Source organism: Phaeobacter italicus, assembly GCF_001258055.1.
GTDB lineage: Bacteria > Pseudomonadota > Alphaproteobacteria > Rhodobacterales > Rhodobacteraceae > Phaeobacter > Phaeobacter italicus.
Window position 1 is genome coordinate 421654 of record NZ_CVRM01000011.1, and the last position, 17589, is coordinate 439242.

General features: G+C 59.7%; 16 protein-coding genes and 1 tRNA gene. 6 read left to right on the top strand and 11 right to left on the bottom strand.

Annotation, left to right across the window (positions count from 1 at the left end; all coding sequences use genetic code 11):
- Window positions 1–68 precede the first annotated feature (68 nt).
- Window positions 69–890 (bottom strand): caspase family protein, encoded by an 822-nt coding sequence (locus tag NIT7645_RS19650; protein WP_008559741.1) that lies wholly within the window; start codon window positions 888–890, stop codon window positions 69–71.
- Entirely contained in the window at window positions 887–1477 is a 591-nt protein-coding gene (locus tag NIT7645_RS05280) for an OmpA family protein (RefSeq protein WP_008561024.1), read from the bottom strand. The genes NIT7645_RS19650 and NIT7645_RS05280 overlap by 4 nt, the downstream gene beginning before the upstream one ends.
- Before the next feature lie 393 nt (window positions 1478–1870).
- Here NIT7645_RS05280 and NIT7645_RS05285 point away from each other — a divergent pair, with 393 nt between their 5' ends.
- Window positions 1871–2992: a peptidoglycan-binding domain-containing protein gene (locus NIT7645_RS05285; protein ID WP_050686272.1), complete on the top strand. Its 1122-nt coding sequence runs from the start codon at window positions 1871–1873 to the stop codon at window positions 2990–2992.
- Window positions 2993–3179: 187 nt separating this feature from the next.
- On the opposite strand, the gene NIT7645_RS05290 is transcribed toward NIT7645_RS05285, so the two are convergent.
- The 5 genes from NIT7645_RS05290 to NIT7645_RS05310 are packed head-to-tail and all read right to left on the bottom strand — an operon-like array spanning window position 3180 to window position 9768.
- The gene (locus NIT7645_RS05290; protein ID WP_074964224.1) at window positions 3180–4487 is read right to left on the bottom strand and encodes a DUF3131 domain-containing protein; all 1308 of its coding nucleotides are present in this window, start codon (window positions 4485–4487) and stop codon (window positions 3180–3182) included.
- Window positions 4459–6279 (bottom strand): glycosyltransferase family 2 protein, encoded by a 1821-nt coding sequence (locus NIT7645_RS05295; protein ID WP_050686284.1) that lies wholly within the window; start codon window positions 6277–6279, stop codon window positions 4459–4461. The genes NIT7645_RS05290 and NIT7645_RS05295 overlap by 29 nt, the downstream gene beginning before the upstream one ends.
- 24 nt (window positions 6280–6303) lie before the next feature.
- Entirely contained in the window at window positions 6304–7125 is an 822-nt protein-coding gene (locus NIT7645_RS05300; protein WP_050686287.1) for a hypothetical protein, read from the bottom strand.
- The gene (locus NIT7645_RS05305; RefSeq protein WP_050686289.1) at window positions 7122–8615 is read right to left on the bottom strand and encodes a sugar phosphate nucleotidyltransferase; all 1494 of its coding nucleotides are present in this window, start codon (window positions 8613–8615) and stop codon (window positions 7122–7124) included. Before NIT7645_RS05305 ends, NIT7645_RS05300 begins: the two co-directional genes overlap by 4 nt.
- 10 nt (window positions 8616–8625) lie before the next feature.
- Window positions 8626–9768: an acyltransferase gene (locus NIT7645_RS05310; protein WP_074964225.1), complete on the bottom strand. Its 1143-nt coding sequence runs from the start codon at window positions 9766–9768 to the stop codon at window positions 8626–8628.
- Window positions 9769–9956: 188 nt separating this feature from the next.
- Between NIT7645_RS05310 and NIT7645_RS05315 the strand changes: the two genes are divergently transcribed.
- Window positions 9957–10451, top strand: a complete 495-nt coding sequence (locus tag NIT7645_RS05315) for an OmpA family protein (RefSeq protein WP_159420181.1) — start codon at window positions 9957–9959, stop codon at window positions 10449–10451.
- A 59-nt stretch (window positions 10452–10510) separates the two neighbouring features.
- Here NIT7645_RS05315 and NIT7645_RS05320 read toward each other — a convergent pair.
- Together NIT7645_RS05320 and NIT7645_RS05325 are read right to left on the bottom strand one after the other, a co-directional pair.
- Window positions 10511–10585, bottom strand: a tRNA-Asn gene (locus NIT7645_RS05320).
- 70 nt (window positions 10586–10655) lie between these two features.
- Entirely contained in the window at window positions 10656–11588 is a 933-nt protein-coding gene (locus NIT7645_RS05325; protein ID WP_050686308.1) for an MBL fold metallo-hydrolase, read from the bottom strand.
- 83 nt (window positions 11589–11671) lie between these two features.
- Between NIT7645_RS05325 and NIT7645_RS05330 the strand changes: the two genes are divergently transcribed.
- Window positions 11672–12991 (top strand): ATP-binding protein, encoded by a 1320-nt coding sequence (locus NIT7645_RS05330; protein ID WP_008561671.1) that lies wholly within the window; start codon window positions 11672–11674, stop codon window positions 12989–12991.
- A 31-nt stretch (window positions 12992–13022) separates the two neighbouring features.
- Here the strand turns inward: NIT7645_RS05330 and NIT7645_RS05335 are convergent, their stop codons facing one another.
- Window positions 13023–14129 (bottom strand): Gfo/Idh/MocA family protein, encoded by a 1107-nt coding sequence (locus NIT7645_RS05335; protein WP_008563266.1) that lies wholly within the window; start codon window positions 14127–14129, stop codon window positions 13023–13025.
- A gap of 8 nt (window positions 14130–14137) precedes the next feature.
- A complete protein-coding gene (locus tag NIT7645_RS05340; RefSeq protein ID WP_008560310.1) occupies window positions 14138–14848 on the bottom strand; it encodes a GntR family transcriptional regulator in 711 nt (236 codons plus the stop codon).
- Window positions 14849–14949: 101 nt separating this feature from the next.
- Here NIT7645_RS05340 and NIT7645_RS05345 point away from each other — a divergent pair, with 101 nt between their 5' ends.
- From NIT7645_RS05345 to NIT7645_RS05355, 3 genes are read left to right on the top strand one after another with little or no spacing between them, the layout of a single operon-like run.
- Window positions 14950–16104 (top strand): LLM class flavin-dependent oxidoreductase, encoded by a 1155-nt coding sequence (locus tag NIT7645_RS05345; protein ID WP_008559901.1) that lies wholly within the window; start codon window positions 14950–14952, stop codon window positions 16102–16104.
- Complete coding sequence (locus NIT7645_RS05350) at window positions 16104–16994, top strand: aldo/keto reductase (RefSeq protein WP_008559597.1); 891 nt, start codon at window positions 16104–16106, stop codon at window positions 16992–16994. The genes NIT7645_RS05345 and NIT7645_RS05350 overlap by 1 nt, the downstream gene beginning before the upstream one ends.
- On the top strand, window positions 16994–17512 hold the full coding sequence (locus tag NIT7645_RS05355; protein ID WP_037302850.1) for a flavin reductase family protein: 519 nt from the start codon (window positions 16994–16996) through the stop codon (window positions 17510–17512). The genes NIT7645_RS05350 and NIT7645_RS05355 overlap by 1 nt, the downstream gene beginning before the upstream one ends.
- Window positions 17513–17589: the final 77 nt, after the last annotated feature.

Sequence of the window (17589 nt, forward strand, 5' to 3'; positions counted from 1 at the left end):
CTGGGCCGGTCTGGCCGATCCTGGAGTGGCGCGCACGGCTTTGGTGTCAGAAATACGCTACCGCCCCTTTAGTGATGCGCAGATACATGTCCATGCCGCTCAAACTGCCCCTTCAGCCAGGCAGGGCGAAGCAGGGAAGAACGGATCCAGGGGATCTGCTGGCCCTGCGTTGACTGCACCACACGCAGACGCACCCGGCGCAGGATTTCCTCCAGTGGATGATCTGGCTGCTCCAGTTCATGCAAAACCGCGGCCGTAAAGGGGCTGTGCAGCCCTGCTCCGTCATAGGAGGGCGCACCCGGGCCTGCCGCAAAGGCAATGAGAAGCCCCGCAGGCATGGAGCCATATGACGGCTTTTGCGGGTGGGGCGGGAGGCCCGTCAGGGGCAGATCTCTGCAGGCGTCAAAGAAGATGATTTTTTGGCGCGGCTGGTCAGAGACTGCAGTGGCAAAGATGCCCAATGGCAGTGCCTTGCCCGGAGCCATGTCAGCCGTGCGCGCGGGGGCATCAGCGGCAAGGAAATAGGCTGCGCCGCCAGACTGGAGCCCGTGCCCTGCGAGATAAATCACCACCTGCGAGGCATCGCGCGCCGCCAGTCTGAGCCCCGCCAATCCGCGCAAAATGTCCTGCCCGGTTGCATCCTGAAGCGCGATCACACGATAACCCAGCGCCGAAAGCCGCGCGGCCACGGCCCTTGCATCAGCTGCGGCATTGGCCAGATCGGGCAGTTGATCATAGGCGCTTATGCCGATGACAAGGGCCACATGGCTGTCTTTGCGCGTGTCGGACGTGGTGACGCCTGTGCCTGCGCTGATGGGCAGGCTTGTCACCAGCCAGAGAAGGCAGGCGACAAACAATGGCCCAAACGACAGCTGGCCCGGTTGCGTCATTTGCACCCTTTGCCAGTGTTGTGGCGCGCCAGGATTTCGACCCGCCGATTGAGCGGGTGTGGGCCGGGCAACCCCTTGATGAGGTGCTTTTCGCCAAGCGAGGCCGTCTGAATACGCTCCATCGCGACGCCGCCTTCAAGGGCAAGATAGGCGGCCACCCGTTGCGCCCGAGTTTTCGACAGCCGCATGTTGAATTGATCAGATCCGATGCTGTCCGTGTGCCCGACCAGTTTCACACAGCTGTTTTGCAGCTGCGCCGATGACAAGACGGCAGCGAGCCGGGCCAGATGGGCCTCGTATTCCGGGGTTAAAGCGTTGGAATTGAACGGAAAGCGGATGAAATAACCTTGCTCGGCTGGGGCACTGTCCAACGGTGCTGCTGCCACATCAAATCCCGAGGGCGGCAATCGGCGGGCTGCACCCAGATCCGTTTCTGGGTGGCCCCCGCAACCCGGTATATGTCGCCCGGTCAAGGCCAGCGAAATGGCGCAGCGATCGGCTGAAATCGGCAGCTCAGCCAAGCCGCCAGGCGACACAACCGGTGCCGCGCGGACAGGGGCCTGTGCGAAGGTGAAGACGATAGCCACAGCTGCGGCCCATGCCCCAGTCCAACATGAGGCGTTCCGGCGTATGAGGCGCATAACTGGTCCTCCAAACATTACCTACCACCAAGGAAGTGTAGTTCATATTTGTTAACGAGGCGCTGCAACCAAGAGGTGAAAAACATAAAAATCAATTCAGTTAATAAGCCAAATTAACCCAATGTAATCTTATCATTGGTTGTATCTGCTTATCGATGTGCAGGTATAGGTGTTGTTAGGGTGCCCATGCGGGGATGTTCTTTGGTCGTTGGAAGTCTTGTACTTGCGCTTACGCTTGCGGGCTGTGGCGCACGGTATCCTGCGCTGACCCCGGCGATTGCCCAGCCAAATGCCAGGGCCGCGCGCAACTTGACCTCTTTTTCTGAACCCCTGCGGTGCATGGATGGGTTGTTTGCGCAATTGCCGCGGCAGAGCTATCTGGTGTCCTCCTCCGATATCCCGGATGAAACCCGCCGGGTTTCTGTCGGGGCCGACGACATGCTGATCAATGCGATGAACCAGATGAACCGGCGCAGTCAGAGGTATGTGTTTCTGGATCAGGCCCGTATATCCGGCTTTGGCCAGCTGGAGCTGACGACCACCCGCAAGAAGGGGGAGGTCAAGCCGCAGCTCTATATCCGTGGCTCAATCTCGCAGCTGGATTCCGACACGGTCGATGCCGAGGTTGGCGCGGTTCATTCGACAGAGGGGTCATCAGGTCTGACCAAATCGCTTTACAAGGGGTTTCGAAAACTGTCGGTGGTCTCGGTTGATCTGCATCTGGTCGAGTACCCAAGCCGGAGGGTTGTGCCGGGGGCATCGGTGGCAAATTCGATGGTGGTGGTGCGCCGGGGGCTGAACGGTACCGTGACGGGCATCATCGACAGCGTGACCGGCGGCGTGCCGATTTCGGTGGAACGGATAGAAAGCCAGGGGCAGGCGGTGCGTAACCTGATTGAGCTGGGTTTGATCGAACTGCTGGGCAAGCATGCAGGTGTGCCCTATTGGCAGTGTCTGGAGGCGCCATCAGTGGATGCCCGCGCTGCGGAGCGGCGGGAGAGGCGCCATGTTCTTGGCCGCGAGGATATTGCGGAGGTACAGACGCAATTGGCGGCGCTTGGATATCTGAATGCCCCCGCAAGCGGCACGCTGGATGCGGCGACCCGCCGGGCCATCAGCCGGTTTCAGGCAGATCAGAATCTGGTGCCAAGTGGTGAGGTGGATTTTGATCTGATCGACCGTCTTGGCGAAAAGACGGCAACCCGGCAGGAGACTGCCCCCGCTGGTGCAAAGCCCGCGGTTGCCCCGGCGAAGACGCCATCCGGAACGCGCAGAGCCCTCGTGCCGAAGCCACAGACGGCAACACCAGCACCTGTGACCTCTCCAACTGCGCCACGCACGCCAGAAATTGCGCCTGCTCAGTCGCCACGCTGTCAAGACGGGCAGGCGCAAGGTGGGCAGGAATGTGAGGGGATTTACAAAAACCTCTATGATTTCATCAAGGAAGATGTGGGGTTCTGAGCATCGCTGGCTGCAAACGGCACCCTTGGCCTGCGCAGGGCAAAACCAATCAGTCTGAGTTTTGGCGGATGCGAAAGCCAAGTGAGCCGGGATGGCGCCGCCCGATGGGTTGGGTCGGCCGCCCGGTGCCGGGGGGGCTCTGGCTTGTCAGGGTGATCTGCGCCCAACGGGTCAGTTTTCAGCCGTTTCAGCGCAGCGACCAGAGCGGTCCGTGGGCGATGAAATGGATCGCCTCCAGCACCACGGCATTTGTATTTGCTGTCACGACATCATTGATCCGGCCATCGACCTCGTAGCGGCCAGAGGCCCAGCCGCCATCTGTTTCAAGATCTGCAAGGCTGCTGCGGGCAAGGGCGGTGTAGTCCGTCGCAAACAGAGCATCCCAGGCAAACGCGGCCTTAAGGCTCACTGTGCGCAGCTCGGGGTAGAGATCTCCGTCTTCGGAGACCACGGCCCAGGGGCTGCCGTTGCTGTAGACAGAGGAATAGAGAAAAAACGGATCTTGGTTCACATTGTCTTCTGACACCATGGTGATCTGGCCTGTGTCCTGGTGCCGACGTTCCTGCGCGGCATAAACCCGCTTTGCCAATGTGGCCCCCTCGCGGTCAAAGCCAAGCTCAAGCCCTTGTAGGAAAAATGGCTCACTCAGCGTTGGGGTGATGGCGCGAAAGGCGCTGGCGCGGCGCAGGTCGACGGGCACGTCTATGCCTGAAACCTCATACCACTCCATGATATTGCGCGCGCTCCCCGCGGCCAGCGTGTCCAGCCCCCACATGGCTGCAGCGCGCGCCCCATATTGTTCATATCCGATCCGCCCCTCCTGCCGGTAAAGCACATCGGATCCATCACGCTGGGCGCCTTGCAGGCGACCTTCATCTGCCATGGCCGCCAGATCCCAGTCCCGCAGCAACGCGCGGATGCGGGGGCCGTGATCGGGGCGGCGGTGTTCGAGAACACGCAGCGCCGTCAACATCCGGGCATTGTCGAGCGCAGACCAGCCAACCCCGTCCGGCACGGGATCGTTTTTGTAGTTCACCATCGCAAGGCTGCGTGAATCATACACCTTGTTGGGCAGGCGGTTGTCAAACAGCGGCATACGTTCGAGGGCCGTCAGCAGATGGTCGACACGCACCCCAAAATGCGCAGGATCAATGATGCCCAGCCCCTCAGCCGCAAGAAGCGCAAAGAGATACGAGCCCTGATCCCAAAGGGTGCCGGACGGGAAACCAGCAACGGCATCGACAAAGCCGCTTTCTGATCTGTAGTTCGTTTCAAAATAGCGCCAGGCCACTTTGGCTGCGTGAATGTCCTGTGGTGTCAGGCTTCGCTCCTGCTGGCGCTGATAGGCACTGTCGAGATCGATGGCGACACCGCCACGTGACAGCAGATAGTGCTGCAATCCGTCGCCAGAAACGGCGATCCCGGCAGCAAGGGCGAGCCCTGCGAGGAAGACGAGGCTGCTTCGGTTACCGGTAGAGCGAGAAGTCGTGGACATTGGCTGTCTCCTCAGTTGGGGCGGGGGAAGGGGCGGTGTCAGGTGACCAGCTGGCTGCCAGGGCGATGCGTCCGACCGCAGCCATGTTCCAGACGAGCCAGAAGAGATTGGTGATGAGCAGCGCCATGTCGTGGCTCTCGGCGCCGCGCAGAGTTTGCACAGTGCCGTAGATCCCGGCACCGGCCATCATGAACATCAGGCAAAGATTGGGCAGGATGTGATGGCGACCCTGACCGAAAACAGGCGTCTTCGGGGTGGGGGGAAAACGGGGGCGTTTGCCCTGCAGAACCAACCACAATGCGCGCAGCTGGATCGGAAGCGTGGACAGCGCAAGGGCGCGGCCGGGCTGGATTGCATACCCCTTGCATGCCAGCACCATCGCGATTTCGCTCAGAAAGATCACCGGCAGGAAATGAAGAAAAAACTCCGCTGAATAGGCCTCGACCGGGGCGATGCCCGTCACGAGCGATATGACCGGTGCAAGCAACAGAACCGGCAACCACAAGGTCGTGAGGTAGGACCAGAACGTCGCACCGTAATGGAGCTTGTGCCGCCAGGGCAGGCCGCGGCGAAACAGGGGGTTGTCGCGCAGCATGATGTCAAAGGTGCCACCTGCGTATTTCAACCGTTGGGTTGCCCAGGCCTCCATCGTCCAGGGGGACAACATGCGAGCCTCGACCTTTGGGTGGTAAACCGATGTCCAGCCCTCCTCCCGGTCCTCCTGCAATAGGATAGAGGTATAGATGTCCTCGCTCACATGAAACCGGAAGGGTTGCAGCGGGATGCTGTTGATCCAGATGGGGCTGGCAGGGCCGGGGGGGTGACCATGAGCCTTGTCGACCGCCGCGCTCTTGCGTTTCAGCGCGGATGCAAAGATGGCCTCGCGCCGGTGGACGGACCCGGCACCGCAGCAAAAAGAAGCGCCATTGCGGTTGCGCCTGCGTTGGATGATGTCAAAGAACACCGTTGGTTCGGACAGAAACGGGTCCGCTCCGACACGGTCGCGACCGGTCAGCCACTGCAGGGATGTCGCCAATGCGGGCAAAATGGGCTGCGCCATCTGGCCCAGACGGGTCTTTAACCAGCTTTCCCAAGCCTGACCTTCGGGGATGTCATAGAACCAATGAGGGGTCTGAACCCATGCCACCTTTGGATTGCGGAAATATCCAAGTGTGTTTTGCAGGAACGTCGGCTCCAGCCGGGTATCAGCATCGCAGATCACGATGAAATCACCGGCCGTCTGCATCAGCGCGTTGCGCAGGTTGCCGGCCTTGAAACCTTCGTTGGAGCTGCGCGCGAGATAGCCAATTCCGCTCCGGTGAGCGAGCGCTGCGATATGGGGGCGGTTGCCATCATCCAGCAGATAAATCTGGGGAGAGACATTGGGGGGGCACATCACCTGCTGGGCGGCTGCAATGGTCGGGATCAGAACCTCAGGATCTTCGTCGTAGGTGGTGATATAGAGGTCAACGCCGATAGGGCCCGACCCGTCCAGATGCGCGTCGTCCCGTGTGAGCGGCGGCGGTTTTTGCGGGGTGTCCTGTTCTGCCCAGATATCGAAGTAGAACAGAAGCGTGCCGAGAAACAAAAGGGTCTCAGCGCTGACAACGGCAACGGAAAAAAACAGCGCGTCCGGGTTCAGTGATTGCAACCAGCGCCATTGCAGATACCAGCCCCCCACGCCAATCGTCAGGCCGGCCATGAAATGCCAGGCCAACGTGCGCCGCTGCGACATGGCCGGAAAACGCGGCGGACGGCGCTGGGCGAATTTCTGGAAATAGGGTTCGGGCATGGCGAGGTGATCCCTGCAGGTGGTCTAATTGACCCGGTTGATGTCTGTGATGAGCGCGGCGGCGACGGAACGTATGGCGGCGGCTTCGTCCCCTGCGGCAAAGGAGGTTGAGTTCGTCGAATAGGACCACACGCCAGCATCCACCTTGACCCGGATGTCACGCGACAGCAGTACGGTCTGTGTCAGACTGGCGAAGACAGAGAAGCTGTAGTCACAGCGGTCATTTCCTCCGGTATGGGAAAAGAACACCTTGAGCACCGGCTCTCCCGGGAGATCGCGAGCCTCACGCGGGTGAACAATGCGGATCCCGGCCTGCTGAAAAAGCGCAGTCATTTCCGCCTGCAGCGTGGTTCCGAAGGTATCAGACGACCCAGGCGGCGGCTTCAGATTGCGCAAATCCATGCCAAAGGCGCGCAGCCCGTGCAGAACGTCCAACTTTTCCCCCCTTGCCAGCCGCTCAGGATTGAAGCCAAGCGCGACCTCGGCTGCGTTATGCTGACAGATGCGCGGCGCATCGGGATGCTCCGCCAGTTGGCCTTTTACCAGTGCGTTGCCATCAAGCATCCCGAAGAGGCGGTAGATCTGCTGCCGGTTCTCTGGCGAAAAGAGACGGCTGGTGTAATTGCTGGTTCGGATGCAGCGCGGGCCGTTCGGGCAGTTTTCGCCGCTGACATCCGTTCGTTCCCACAAAATCCAGAACCGATCGATCGAAGTGCGCCGTTCCTGTGCGCCAAGCGGGCCCTGCAAGGGGAGCAATAGCCCCGTAATCAGGACCAAGCCGAGGCTCCACAGCGACGCACGGGCGCGCGGGGGCCGTGGTGCTGGGGTTTGGCTGTCATCTTTCATGACACGCCCCTGATCAGATGGCGCCAGACGGTTGTTGCGGGTTGTGGGCTGCTCAGGGGCCTGACGGCATCAAGGGGTTCGCATCCTTCGCTGCGCCCGTCGGCAATGGCTGTTTCGACGGCCCAGAACGGGCTGGCCAGTTGGCCTGTCAGCTCACTTCCTTCGACCACGTGGCTTTTGGGCATGATGATACTGCCATCGATCTGCGCGCCTGCGCCCACATAGCTGTCTGCGCCAATGATCGTGCCGCCGCTGAGGGTTGCATGCGCGCCTATGATGCTGTTCCTGCCGACAAAACAGGGCGCACGCAGTTTGGCTGTGCGCGAAACTTCTGCGCCCTTGGCGATCCATTTGCCTGGTTCTACCTCCTGCGCATCTGGGGTCAGCCCTGCGATTTCGCCGCGCAGCACCGCCTGTAGCACTGCGGCATAGTCCCGCCCCGTGCGGATCCGGTGGCGCCGTTCGCTTTCAAAGATCTGGATCGATGCCCGATGGGCCAGCAGGGAAGGCAGCAGATCCCGCTCCAAATCCTGGGCCGGTCTATCGGCAACCATGCGGATGGCGCTGGGCGAAAGGATGTATATTCCCCCCAAGGCAAGCGCCTTTGAGGTGGCGATGACGGTGTCAGGACTGCCAAGTCCCAGCACCAGACCGGTTGGTGATGACCGCACCCAGCCGTGGTGGGCATGATCGCTTTGCTCTGTCAGGAATGCGGCCACAGTGGCAAGCGCACCGGATCGGCGATGGTGTTCCATCATCGCGGGGAGATCGATGTCACCGACCGTATCGCCGTGCAGAACAATCAGATCATTCTGACAATAGCTGATTTCCCGCTGCAGGTAGGCCAAGGTGCTGGCTGTTCCAAGCGGTGCCGCCTCCCAGCCGTCGGTGCCATCCTTGCCCTGTTTGCTGAGGATCACGCGGCTGTCGGGATATGCGTCCAGGTGGTGACTGATGTCCTGCGCATTGTGTCCTGCTGCGATGCAGACATCCCGGAGACCAAACCGGCGCAGTCCGGCAGTCAGATGCGACAGGACTGGCTGCCCAAGCAAATCCAGCATGGTGGTTGCATGGTCCCAGCTGAGCGGGGCGAGATCACGTGGCGCATCGGCCGCAAGGATCACTGCACGGCTCCCGGCGAGGAGATGGCGGCGAAACACGTTAGCCTCCAGCGCGTCGGTCTTGGTTGCATAGATCGGTAGCTGCTGGCCCAGACCGAATTTGTTTATTCGTCCCAGAACCTTGGGGGTGATACCAAAAAATCCCAAGGTGATAGCGCCGCCGTTCTGCCCGTAACATTCCACCAGCGCAGCGAGCCCGCAATGGGTGAGCCTGCTGACCCCGCTCATGTCGATCAGCATCGCAGCACGGCCAGCGTCGCGGGTTTCGCGGACAGCCTTGTGCAGCGCCTGCGCCGCCTGCGCGTTCAGGCGGCGGCAGTTCAGATGCAGAACTGGAATGTTATCAGGGCAGGTGAAACCGTAATTCATGCCGCATACCTCATGAGGGTCGGGAGGAAAATTGAGGAAGTGCAGTGGGTTGCCACGGCAGGGAGCCAAGCCCGACACTCCAGCCAAGATGGCGGCTGCGGGCCAGCCCGAGGGTAAGAAGACAGGCACAGGGCAGGGCGATCGCCACTTTGGTCAGGACGATAATGGCAGGGGTCCATGTGCTGCCTGCCAAAAGGATCTCCGCAAGGTCGAGAAAGATCGGATGGCACAGGTAGATCCCAAAGGAATAGCGCGCATATCTGCCAATTCGGGGCGCCCATCCTTGCCGGGCAAGACAAATGCACAATGCAAAAAGCAGCACAGGCATCAGAAAATCGGCCCAGTAGCCCGCAGTGTGGTCATAGGGCCAGCGTCCCGTTTGGATCGTCTGCCAGGTGGCATCCCACTTTGCCTGCAGAAGAACAATCGCAACGGCCCCCAGCGCAAAATACCAAGGTGCAATCTGGCGCGGCGCATCTCGCTGCCAAAGCGCCAGGCAAGCGGCCGCTACCATGCCATAGCCCGTGTAGCTCGCAATCTTGATGGCCCGCACAAGGTAGGGCAGCGCGTCATCCCCCCAGAACTGCGCATAGACAAAGAGATCTGCCTGTCGTTTGAACATCAGGCAGATCAGGATCAGCGCGCCCAGCACAGGCCAGCGATAGGCGGCGCGATAAAGGGGGAACATCAGCACCAGCGCAAACAGCGTCGGGATAAAGTGCATGTGATATTTCACATCCCCCAAAAGGAGGAAGCCAACCCATTTCACCGGGGTGCCAAGCTCTTCCAGAACAGCATCTAGATAGCCAAAGTGCCCAGCCTTGATCAGATTGAAGACTGCATAAAACACCGTCCAGAACAGGAAGGGGAGCAAGAGCCGCCGCGCTTGCAGTGCAATTGTCGCCGCATAGCCCCGCCCGCTGCGATGTTGGGCCATCAGCAGCAGAAAGATAGAGATGATCAGGAACAGTTCTGTCCGGGCGATATACAGAACCGCACGAAGCATCATCGGAATGATCCGCTCCTCGGGGAGGGCGGTGACAAACGGCTGGCCGGTCGCATCGGCCGTTGCATGAAGCCCCACCATCGAAAGCCCGGCGACGAGACGCAACGCATCTATCCACTCCAGCCTTGCCCTGACAGTTTCACTCATCACGTGACCTCTTATTACACGCTAAGAGTGTAGAATCGTAAATGGAAATAAATGGTGAAAATGAATTATGAATATTTTTACAGATAAACAGAGGCGCGCGTTATCGAATTTTTATCACGTCGTTAATAAGCTTGCATCCGGAGGTTGCGTCTATGTTGAGATGTTTTGTTTTTTTTGCAGTTTTTGCGATGGGCATCTGGGCCCTGGTCCGTGAGAGCCACGCACAAGAGATGCAGGATGCCGAACTTTGTGAGGCTGTCTTTCGGGAATATGGTGTCCGATCAGAGGTTTGTAATGCACCGCAGCCCAAGCCGCAGCCGGACAGGGAGCTGACCGCACAGGACAGAGAAAGCCATATCTTTTTTCTGTCAGGTGGCAGCCGGCTAAGCCCTCAGATGGAGCGGCAGGTTGTTCTGCTGGCCGGTGTGCTGAACACCGCACCGATGAAGGACGCCTGTCTGCGGTTGACCGGCCATTCGGATGCCAGCGGGGGGCGCGATGCGAACCGTCGACTGTCTGAACAGCGTGCAGAGGTGGTTGCCGCAGCCCTGCGTCTCAGGCTTGATAGGGGCGACCGTGTGGAAGAGGTCCATGGCGTGGGAGAAGAAACACCGCTTGAGGGCTGGCCATCCACCGCCCGCGAAAATCGCCGGGTCTCGATCGAAGCACGCCACTGCCAGTAGCGCGCGTTTCCGTAGAATACAAAAAAGCCCTCAGACCAATCTGGTCAGAGGGCTTTTTATGGCTCCGGCGGTAGGGATCGAACCTACGACCAATTGATTAACAGTCAACTGCTCTACCGCTGAGCTACGCCGGAACATGTGGGGTCGTATAACGGTGCCGAACGGTGGCGTCCAGAGCCGTTTTGCGATTTTTTGGAAAAAAGTTCACGGGCTTTCGCAGGCGTCAGGATTGAGTTGAAACTGCGCGTCAACAGAGAGCTGGCCGACAGGCTGAATGCGGGATTGCGATGTAAGATCAACGAGGTGGGCAAAAACATTGCGCTCTGCAGCGGGCAGCAAAGCGGCTGGGGTTTCTGTGTAGATTGTCCGTGCCAATGTCGCGGCAGTGGCGGCTTTCTTGCCCAGGATATCCAGAATGGCCGTCTCGCGCATCAGCCGGTGAGCGATGAGCCAGTCAAGCCGTCCTGCCGGGTCATCAATCGCGGCCCCGTGGCCTGGATAGAACACGCGCCAGGACCGTGCAGCGAGGCGACGACAAGAGGCCATGAAATCGGTCAGGTCGCCATCTGGCGGCGACACAAGAGAGCTGGCCCAGCCCATGACGTGATCTGCGGTGAAACAGATATCTCCCCATCCAAAGGCGAGATGGTTGCCCAGGTGGCCGGGGGTGTGAATTGCCTCCAGCTCCCAGTCGCTGCCGCGCAGGATATCCCCATCTGCAAGGCAGATATCGGGGGCGAAGCCCTGATCAATGCCTTCCCCACCACCTGCAAGCCCGGCCTCTGCCAATTGCGCCATGACGGCGCTGCGGCCAGCCACGGGTCCGCCAAACGCGTAGATCGGCGCGCCGGTTGCATCAGAAAGGTCGCGCGCGAGGGGGGAGTGGTCAAGATGGCTGTGGCTGACCAGGATGTGGCTGATGCTCTGGTCGGGGGCGACGGCATCCAGGATGGCTTGCAAATGGCGCGCATCCTTGGGGCCGGGGTCTATCACCGCCAGGTCCTGGGTGCCGATCAGATAGGTGTTTGTTCCCCGATACGTCATCGGAGAAGGGTTCGGCGCCAGGATGCGGCGGAGGCCGGGTTCCAGCACCTCAGGCACGCCAGTTTGCGGATTGAAATCATCGGGTGCCTGCATCTGCCTGTCCTTTTTGTCTCTGCTTGCCGGCCGCGTTGTGCGTTTTGCTTTTCAGCGAGCGGGGCGCAGGGTAGGTGTAGCCCATGTTCTTTCAATGGCTCAAACAGTATATGCCGCGCAGTCTTTATGCACGGGCGGCTTTGATCCTGCTGGTTCCGATCGTGACCCTGCAGCTGGTTGTCTCTGTCGTGTTCATCAAGCGTGATCTGGAGGATCTGACGGTTCAGATGACGCTCACCATTCTGCGTGAACTGCGATTGATTGAGCAGACCATCGCCCCGGCAACGACACAAGAGATGGCCATGGAACGGCTGATGCCGCTGCTGGAGCCACTGCAGGTCGAGGCGCGGTTCTTGGATAACACTCAGCCGTTGCCGCAGGACCGGATGGGGGTGCTGGAGTTTTCCGGACGGGTGGTGCGTGACACGCTGGAAAATAACCTGCCGTCCTTTGTTTCGGCGCAATTCCCTGACACGCGCCAGTTTCAGTTGGTGATGCAAACCGACCTGGGACCGCTCGCATTGGTGCAGGATCGGCGCCGTGTCACAGCTGCCGCACCGCATCAGCTGATTGTGACGGTGATTGTTTTTGGCTTTCTGATGACGGTCATCGCCTTCGTCTACATGCGCAATCAGCTGCGTCCGATCAAACAGCTGGCCGATGCCGCTCAGGCCTTTGGTCGAGGCCGCACGGTGGCCTATGCCCCCCGTGGGGCAAATGAGGTCCGCGCTGCGGGTCATGCGTTTCTGGACATGCGCGCCCGTATCGAACGCCAGATCGAGCAGCGCACGCTCATGCTTTCTGGTGTCAGCCATGACCTGCGCACCCCGCTGACCAGAATGAAGCTGGGCCTTTCCATGCTGGAAGATGAAGAGGCTGAACCGTTGCGCCAGGACGTCGACGAGATGCAGGCGCTTCTTGATGCGTTTTTGGATTTCTCCCGCGGGGTGTCCACCAGCGAGCCGGAAGCGGTGGATCCGCATGTGTTGGTCACAGTGGCGGTGGATGGCTGGCGTCGGCAGGGCAAGGACGTGATGCTGGGAGAGATGAGCGGAGAGGGTGAGGTCATGCTGCGCAAGGCGGCGCTGCGCCGCGCAATCGAAAACCTGATCTCAAACGCCGTGCGCTACGGCTCGCGGGCGCGGGTGTCGGTGGCTTTGACAGAGCGTTTCTTGCGGATCCGTGTGGAAGACGATGGGCCTGGTATCCCGGAGGCGGACCGAGCAGAGGCAATGCGCCCCTTCACCCGGCTCGATCCGGCCCGCAATCAGGATCTGGGCAGCGGTGTTGGCCTTGGCCTTGCGATTGTCACTGACATTGCGCGGGCCCACGGCGGGATGCTGCGCCTTGGCAAGAGCGAAGATCTGGGCGGGCTGCAGGCGGATATCGTGATCGGCATCTGAGACCCGCCCCGATCAGGGCGTGACACAGAGATCAGAGCAGTTCCGACATCTCCACGACCCTGTGTTCCTTGATCGAGATCTGAGCAGCCAGCCCCATCAGCACAGCCATACGACCGTCTTTAAGGGTGACCTCCGGGGTTGGGCGCGTGCCACGCACCAGTTCAAGAAACTTGCGGTGTTGATAGAAGGTCGAGCCGTTGTGATCGCCAGCCTCCAGAAGGTCAGGGTCGACCGGTACCTCGATCTCAACAGGGCCACGTGGCTCTCGCAGGGATGTCACAACCTTGGGCACAGGGGCAGCCCCCAGATGTTCGGGCCAAAATCGCCCGGGACCGGGTACAAACGCCTCGATCTTTCCTCTTGGGCCAATTGCCGTCACCTCTTCCTGATATTCTGCGCCTTCGGCAAACATGCAGAGTTCCAGCATGGCACGGGCGCCGCAGCTGAAGTCGACAATCACATATCCATTGTCCAGGATGTCCGGCACGCCATCGCTATAGCGTTCATCCAGATGGTTGGCATCCTGACCGCCGCTGGCCATCACGCGCACGGGTTCCGATCCAAGCGTCAACCGCATGAGATCGAAGAAATGGCAGCATTTCTCTACGAAGGTGCCGCCGGATTTGGCGTCAAATCGGTTCCAGTCATCGACCTTCTCCAGAAACGGAAAGCGGTGTTCGCGCACGGTGAGCATCTTGATGCCGCCAGTCGCGTCAACAGCGTCACGCAAAAACGTCGCGATTGGCGGCATGTAGCGATATTCCATCGCAACCCAGACGGGCGCCGGATATGTGGTCTCAAACGCGGCCAGACGGGCACGGTCGTCGAGGCTGGTGAATAGCGGTTTTTCCACCAACACTGGCAGTGGCCGGGTTCGGGCCAGCAGCTCCAGCTGTTCGAGATGCCGGAAATTGGGGCTGGCAATCAGGAGACAATCCAGATCCCCGATCTTCATCAGGTCTTCGATACTGTCGGTAAAGGTGGCATCCGGCGCAAACTGCGCTGAAATCTCACGCATGGCGGGATTGGGCTCGTAGATCGCGCCGACGCGTGTGTTGTCGAGCAGGGCGATATTTCGCAGATGCTCTTGGCCCATCATGCCGCAGCCGATGATCCCGTAGGTGATGGGGTCTGACATGTTTCCTCCTAAGTCAGGCGCTGCACATAGAGTGCTTTGTCGGGGTCAAACCAGGTGCGCGAAAATTCCACCGGGGCAGAGACCTGCGCCCAGCTGAGCCGTTCGATATAGCCCACGGTGGTTCCGGCAGGTTTGGAAAAATGCGCTGGCGCCCAGTCCGGGACCGGGCCAAGCGATACCCTGTCTTCGGCACGGGTGATCCAGAAGCCGAGAGCCATGCGGTAATATCTATAAAGAGAATCGGACAGCTGATCGGCCTTTACCTGACCTGCGTCGCGGTCCAGCCAGATTTCCTCTACCGCGATTATGACATCGTCAAGATAGCGCAAGCGACGGATTCTGGTGCCGGTCTCGGCAGTGCCAAAGGCCGGTAGATCCGCCGGTTTTGGGCATTCTTCTACAGATAGGATATCCGCGGTCGGCAGTCCGCCTCCGCTGTGTAGTTCAAGGCGGAACATGGAATAGATGCTTTGGGCGCTTTGGGTCGAGCGGATGTAGTTTCCGGACCCTTGGATGCGTTCCAGCATCCCCTGTTTTTCCATTTCTGCCAGTGACTTGCGCAGCGTTCTTACGGTTGTTCCATACTGTTGCGCCAGCTGGCGTTCCGGCGCGAGACGTTCGCCGTCAGCCAGGCGGCCAGAGGCGATTTCCCGGGTCAGGGCCTCGCTGATTTGGAGATAGAGAGGCAGGGCAGAGCCGGTGGCGCGGGTGTTTGGCATGGGGCTAATGGTCGCTGAAGTCAAAAAATTGATACACCATTGATATACATCAAGGCGCAGGCTATGCAAGAGTTAAGTTGCGAAACGCGAGGGAGAGGTTGATGAGCGTTGTTCCCATTACGTCGGCAGATCTTGACGCTGTGGAGGTGTCGTGGTTCGCGGCGCTTTGCTCGGACGATTATCAGTTTCTCGGCGTGCCAGATGGGGATCTGCGATCATCCTGGGCTCATTGCTCTGACATCGTGAAAGAGGCAGAGGCGCAGGGGTTTCGCAACATCCTGTGTCCGTCGTCCTATCAGGTGGGGCAGGATACGCTCAGCTTTGTTGCGGGCTGCGCGCCGATCACCAGCAAGATCAACATGTTGGCAGCGGTTCGCTGTGGTGAAATGCAGCCCATCATGCTGGCGCGCACGCTGGCGACTCTGGATCACATGCTGGAGGGGCGTCTGACCGTCAACATCATCTCCTCTGATTTTCCGGGCGAGAAGGCCGACAGCGCGTTTCGCTATCAGCGGTCGCGCGAGGTTGTGGAAATTCTCAAGCAGGCCTGGACGCAGGATGAAATCAACCACGAGGGAGAAGTCTATTCCTTCAACGGGCTGACGACAGATCCGGCAAAACCCTATCAGACCGGTGGCCCGCTTTTGTATTTCGGTGGCTATTCCCCTTCGGCGCTGGATCTGTGCGGAGAGCATTGCGACGTCTACCTGATGTGGCCGGAAAAGATGGAAGAGCTGGAAGGCCGGATGAAAGCGGTCCATGCCGTTGCAGAGCAATATGGACGAACGCTGGATTACGGTCTGCGGGTTCATATGATTGTGCGTGACACAGAGGCAGAGGCGAACGAATACGCTGAGTATATCGTCTCCAAACTGGACGAAGCACAGGGCAAGGCGATCCGCGACCGTGCCCTTGATGCCACCTCGCTTGGCGTTGCTCATCAGGCCAAGAACCGCGAAGTCGCGGATGAATACGGCTACATCGAACCACACCTCTGGACCGGGGTTGGCCGGGCGCGTTCTGGCTGTGGGGCGGCACTGGTCGGGTCAACGGATCAGGTTATGTCAAAACTGGACGCATATCAGAAAATGGGGATCCGGGCCTTTGTGCTGTCAGGCTACCCGCATCTGGAAGAGGCGCGACATTTCGGGACACGGGTCATGCCGCATCTGAAAACCTGTTCGCTGCCGCATGAATATGGCCGGGTGCCTGCAACGGTTCCGGCCACACCTCTCGGGAATGGAGTACGTCGTTGATGGAACGGATCGAAATCGCACCGGGCCTGAGCCTGAGCCGTTTGGTTTATGGAATGTGGCGTCTGGGAGACGATAGCGACACCTCGACCGCGCATGTCGAAGCCAAGATCAACGCCTGTCTTGAGCAGGGGATCACCACCTTTGATCAGGCTGACATCTATGGTGGCTATGCTGCTGAGGGCATTTTGGGACAGGCAATCAAGGCCAATCCGGCCCTGCGGGCGCAAATGGAAATCGTCACCAAATGCGACATCGTTGCGCCGATGGGACGCTATGCAGATAAGCGGGTCAAATACTACGACACCAGCCGGGCTCATATTTTGTCGTCAGTTGATACATCGCTTCAGGAAATGGCGGTGGACCATATTGACCTTTTGTTGATCCACCGGCCGGATCCATTGATGGATCACCGCGAAACCGGCGCGGTGCTGGACGAGGTTGTTGCCTCGGGCAAGGTGCGGGCGGTTGGTGTGTCGAATTTCCGCCCCTGGGACTGGGAATTGCTGCAGTCGGCAATGAAAACGCCACTTGCGACCAACCAGATTGAGATTTCGCTCTCTGAAATCCGCCCGTTCACCAATGGAGATCTGGCATTTCATCAGCGCCAGGATCATCCCCTGATGGCCTGGTCACCGCTTGGTGGTGGTGGGCTGATGACCAGCAGCGGTGGCGTTGCCGATCGCCTAGACGCGATTGCCTCGCAGCAGGGGGTGGATAGAGCTGCGGTTGCGATTGCCTTTCTCCTGCGCCATCCGGCTCATATCTTGCCTGTTCTTGGGACGAACAACCTCGACCGGATCAAGCGGGCGTCGGATGCGCTGAAAGTCGATCTGGACCGCGAAACTTGGTTCAGCCTCTACGAGGCTGCGCTTGGTCAGGAGGTTCCATGATGGCTGCGAACACGGGTGCGGGCAAACAGAGCTTTGTCCCGGCGCCTGACAACACGCGACTGCTGCGCGATGCGTTTGGCCGCTTTGCGACAGGGGTGACCATCGTCACCGCTGCCTGTGACAAGGGGACGGTGGCCATCACCGCGAACAGTTTTTCCTCGGTCTCGCTTTCACCGCCATTGGTTTTATGGTCGCCAGACAAGACATCGCGGCGTTTCCCGTATTTTGAAACCGCTCAGCATTTTGCGATCCATGTGCTGGCTGCGGATCAGGATGACCTGTGTTGGCAGGTGGCAAAAGATGCCTTTGGGCTGAACCAATTGGTTCTGGAGCGCAACACCGATGGCGTGCCGTTGCTGGACAACTGCCTGGCACGGTTCGAATGCACACGATCTGCGCTGCATGACGCCGGCGATCATATGATTGTTCTGGGCCATGTCGATCGCGCGACCATGCGCGAAGGTGGCGATGCGCTGACATTCTACAACGGTCAAATGGGCCAGATCGCCGCCGAATGACCCGCAGCCCGTTGGGACAAAGTACGACGCACCTGCGCCGCGCCGGGGAGGGCGGGGCCAGCAAGACAAAAGAGCCA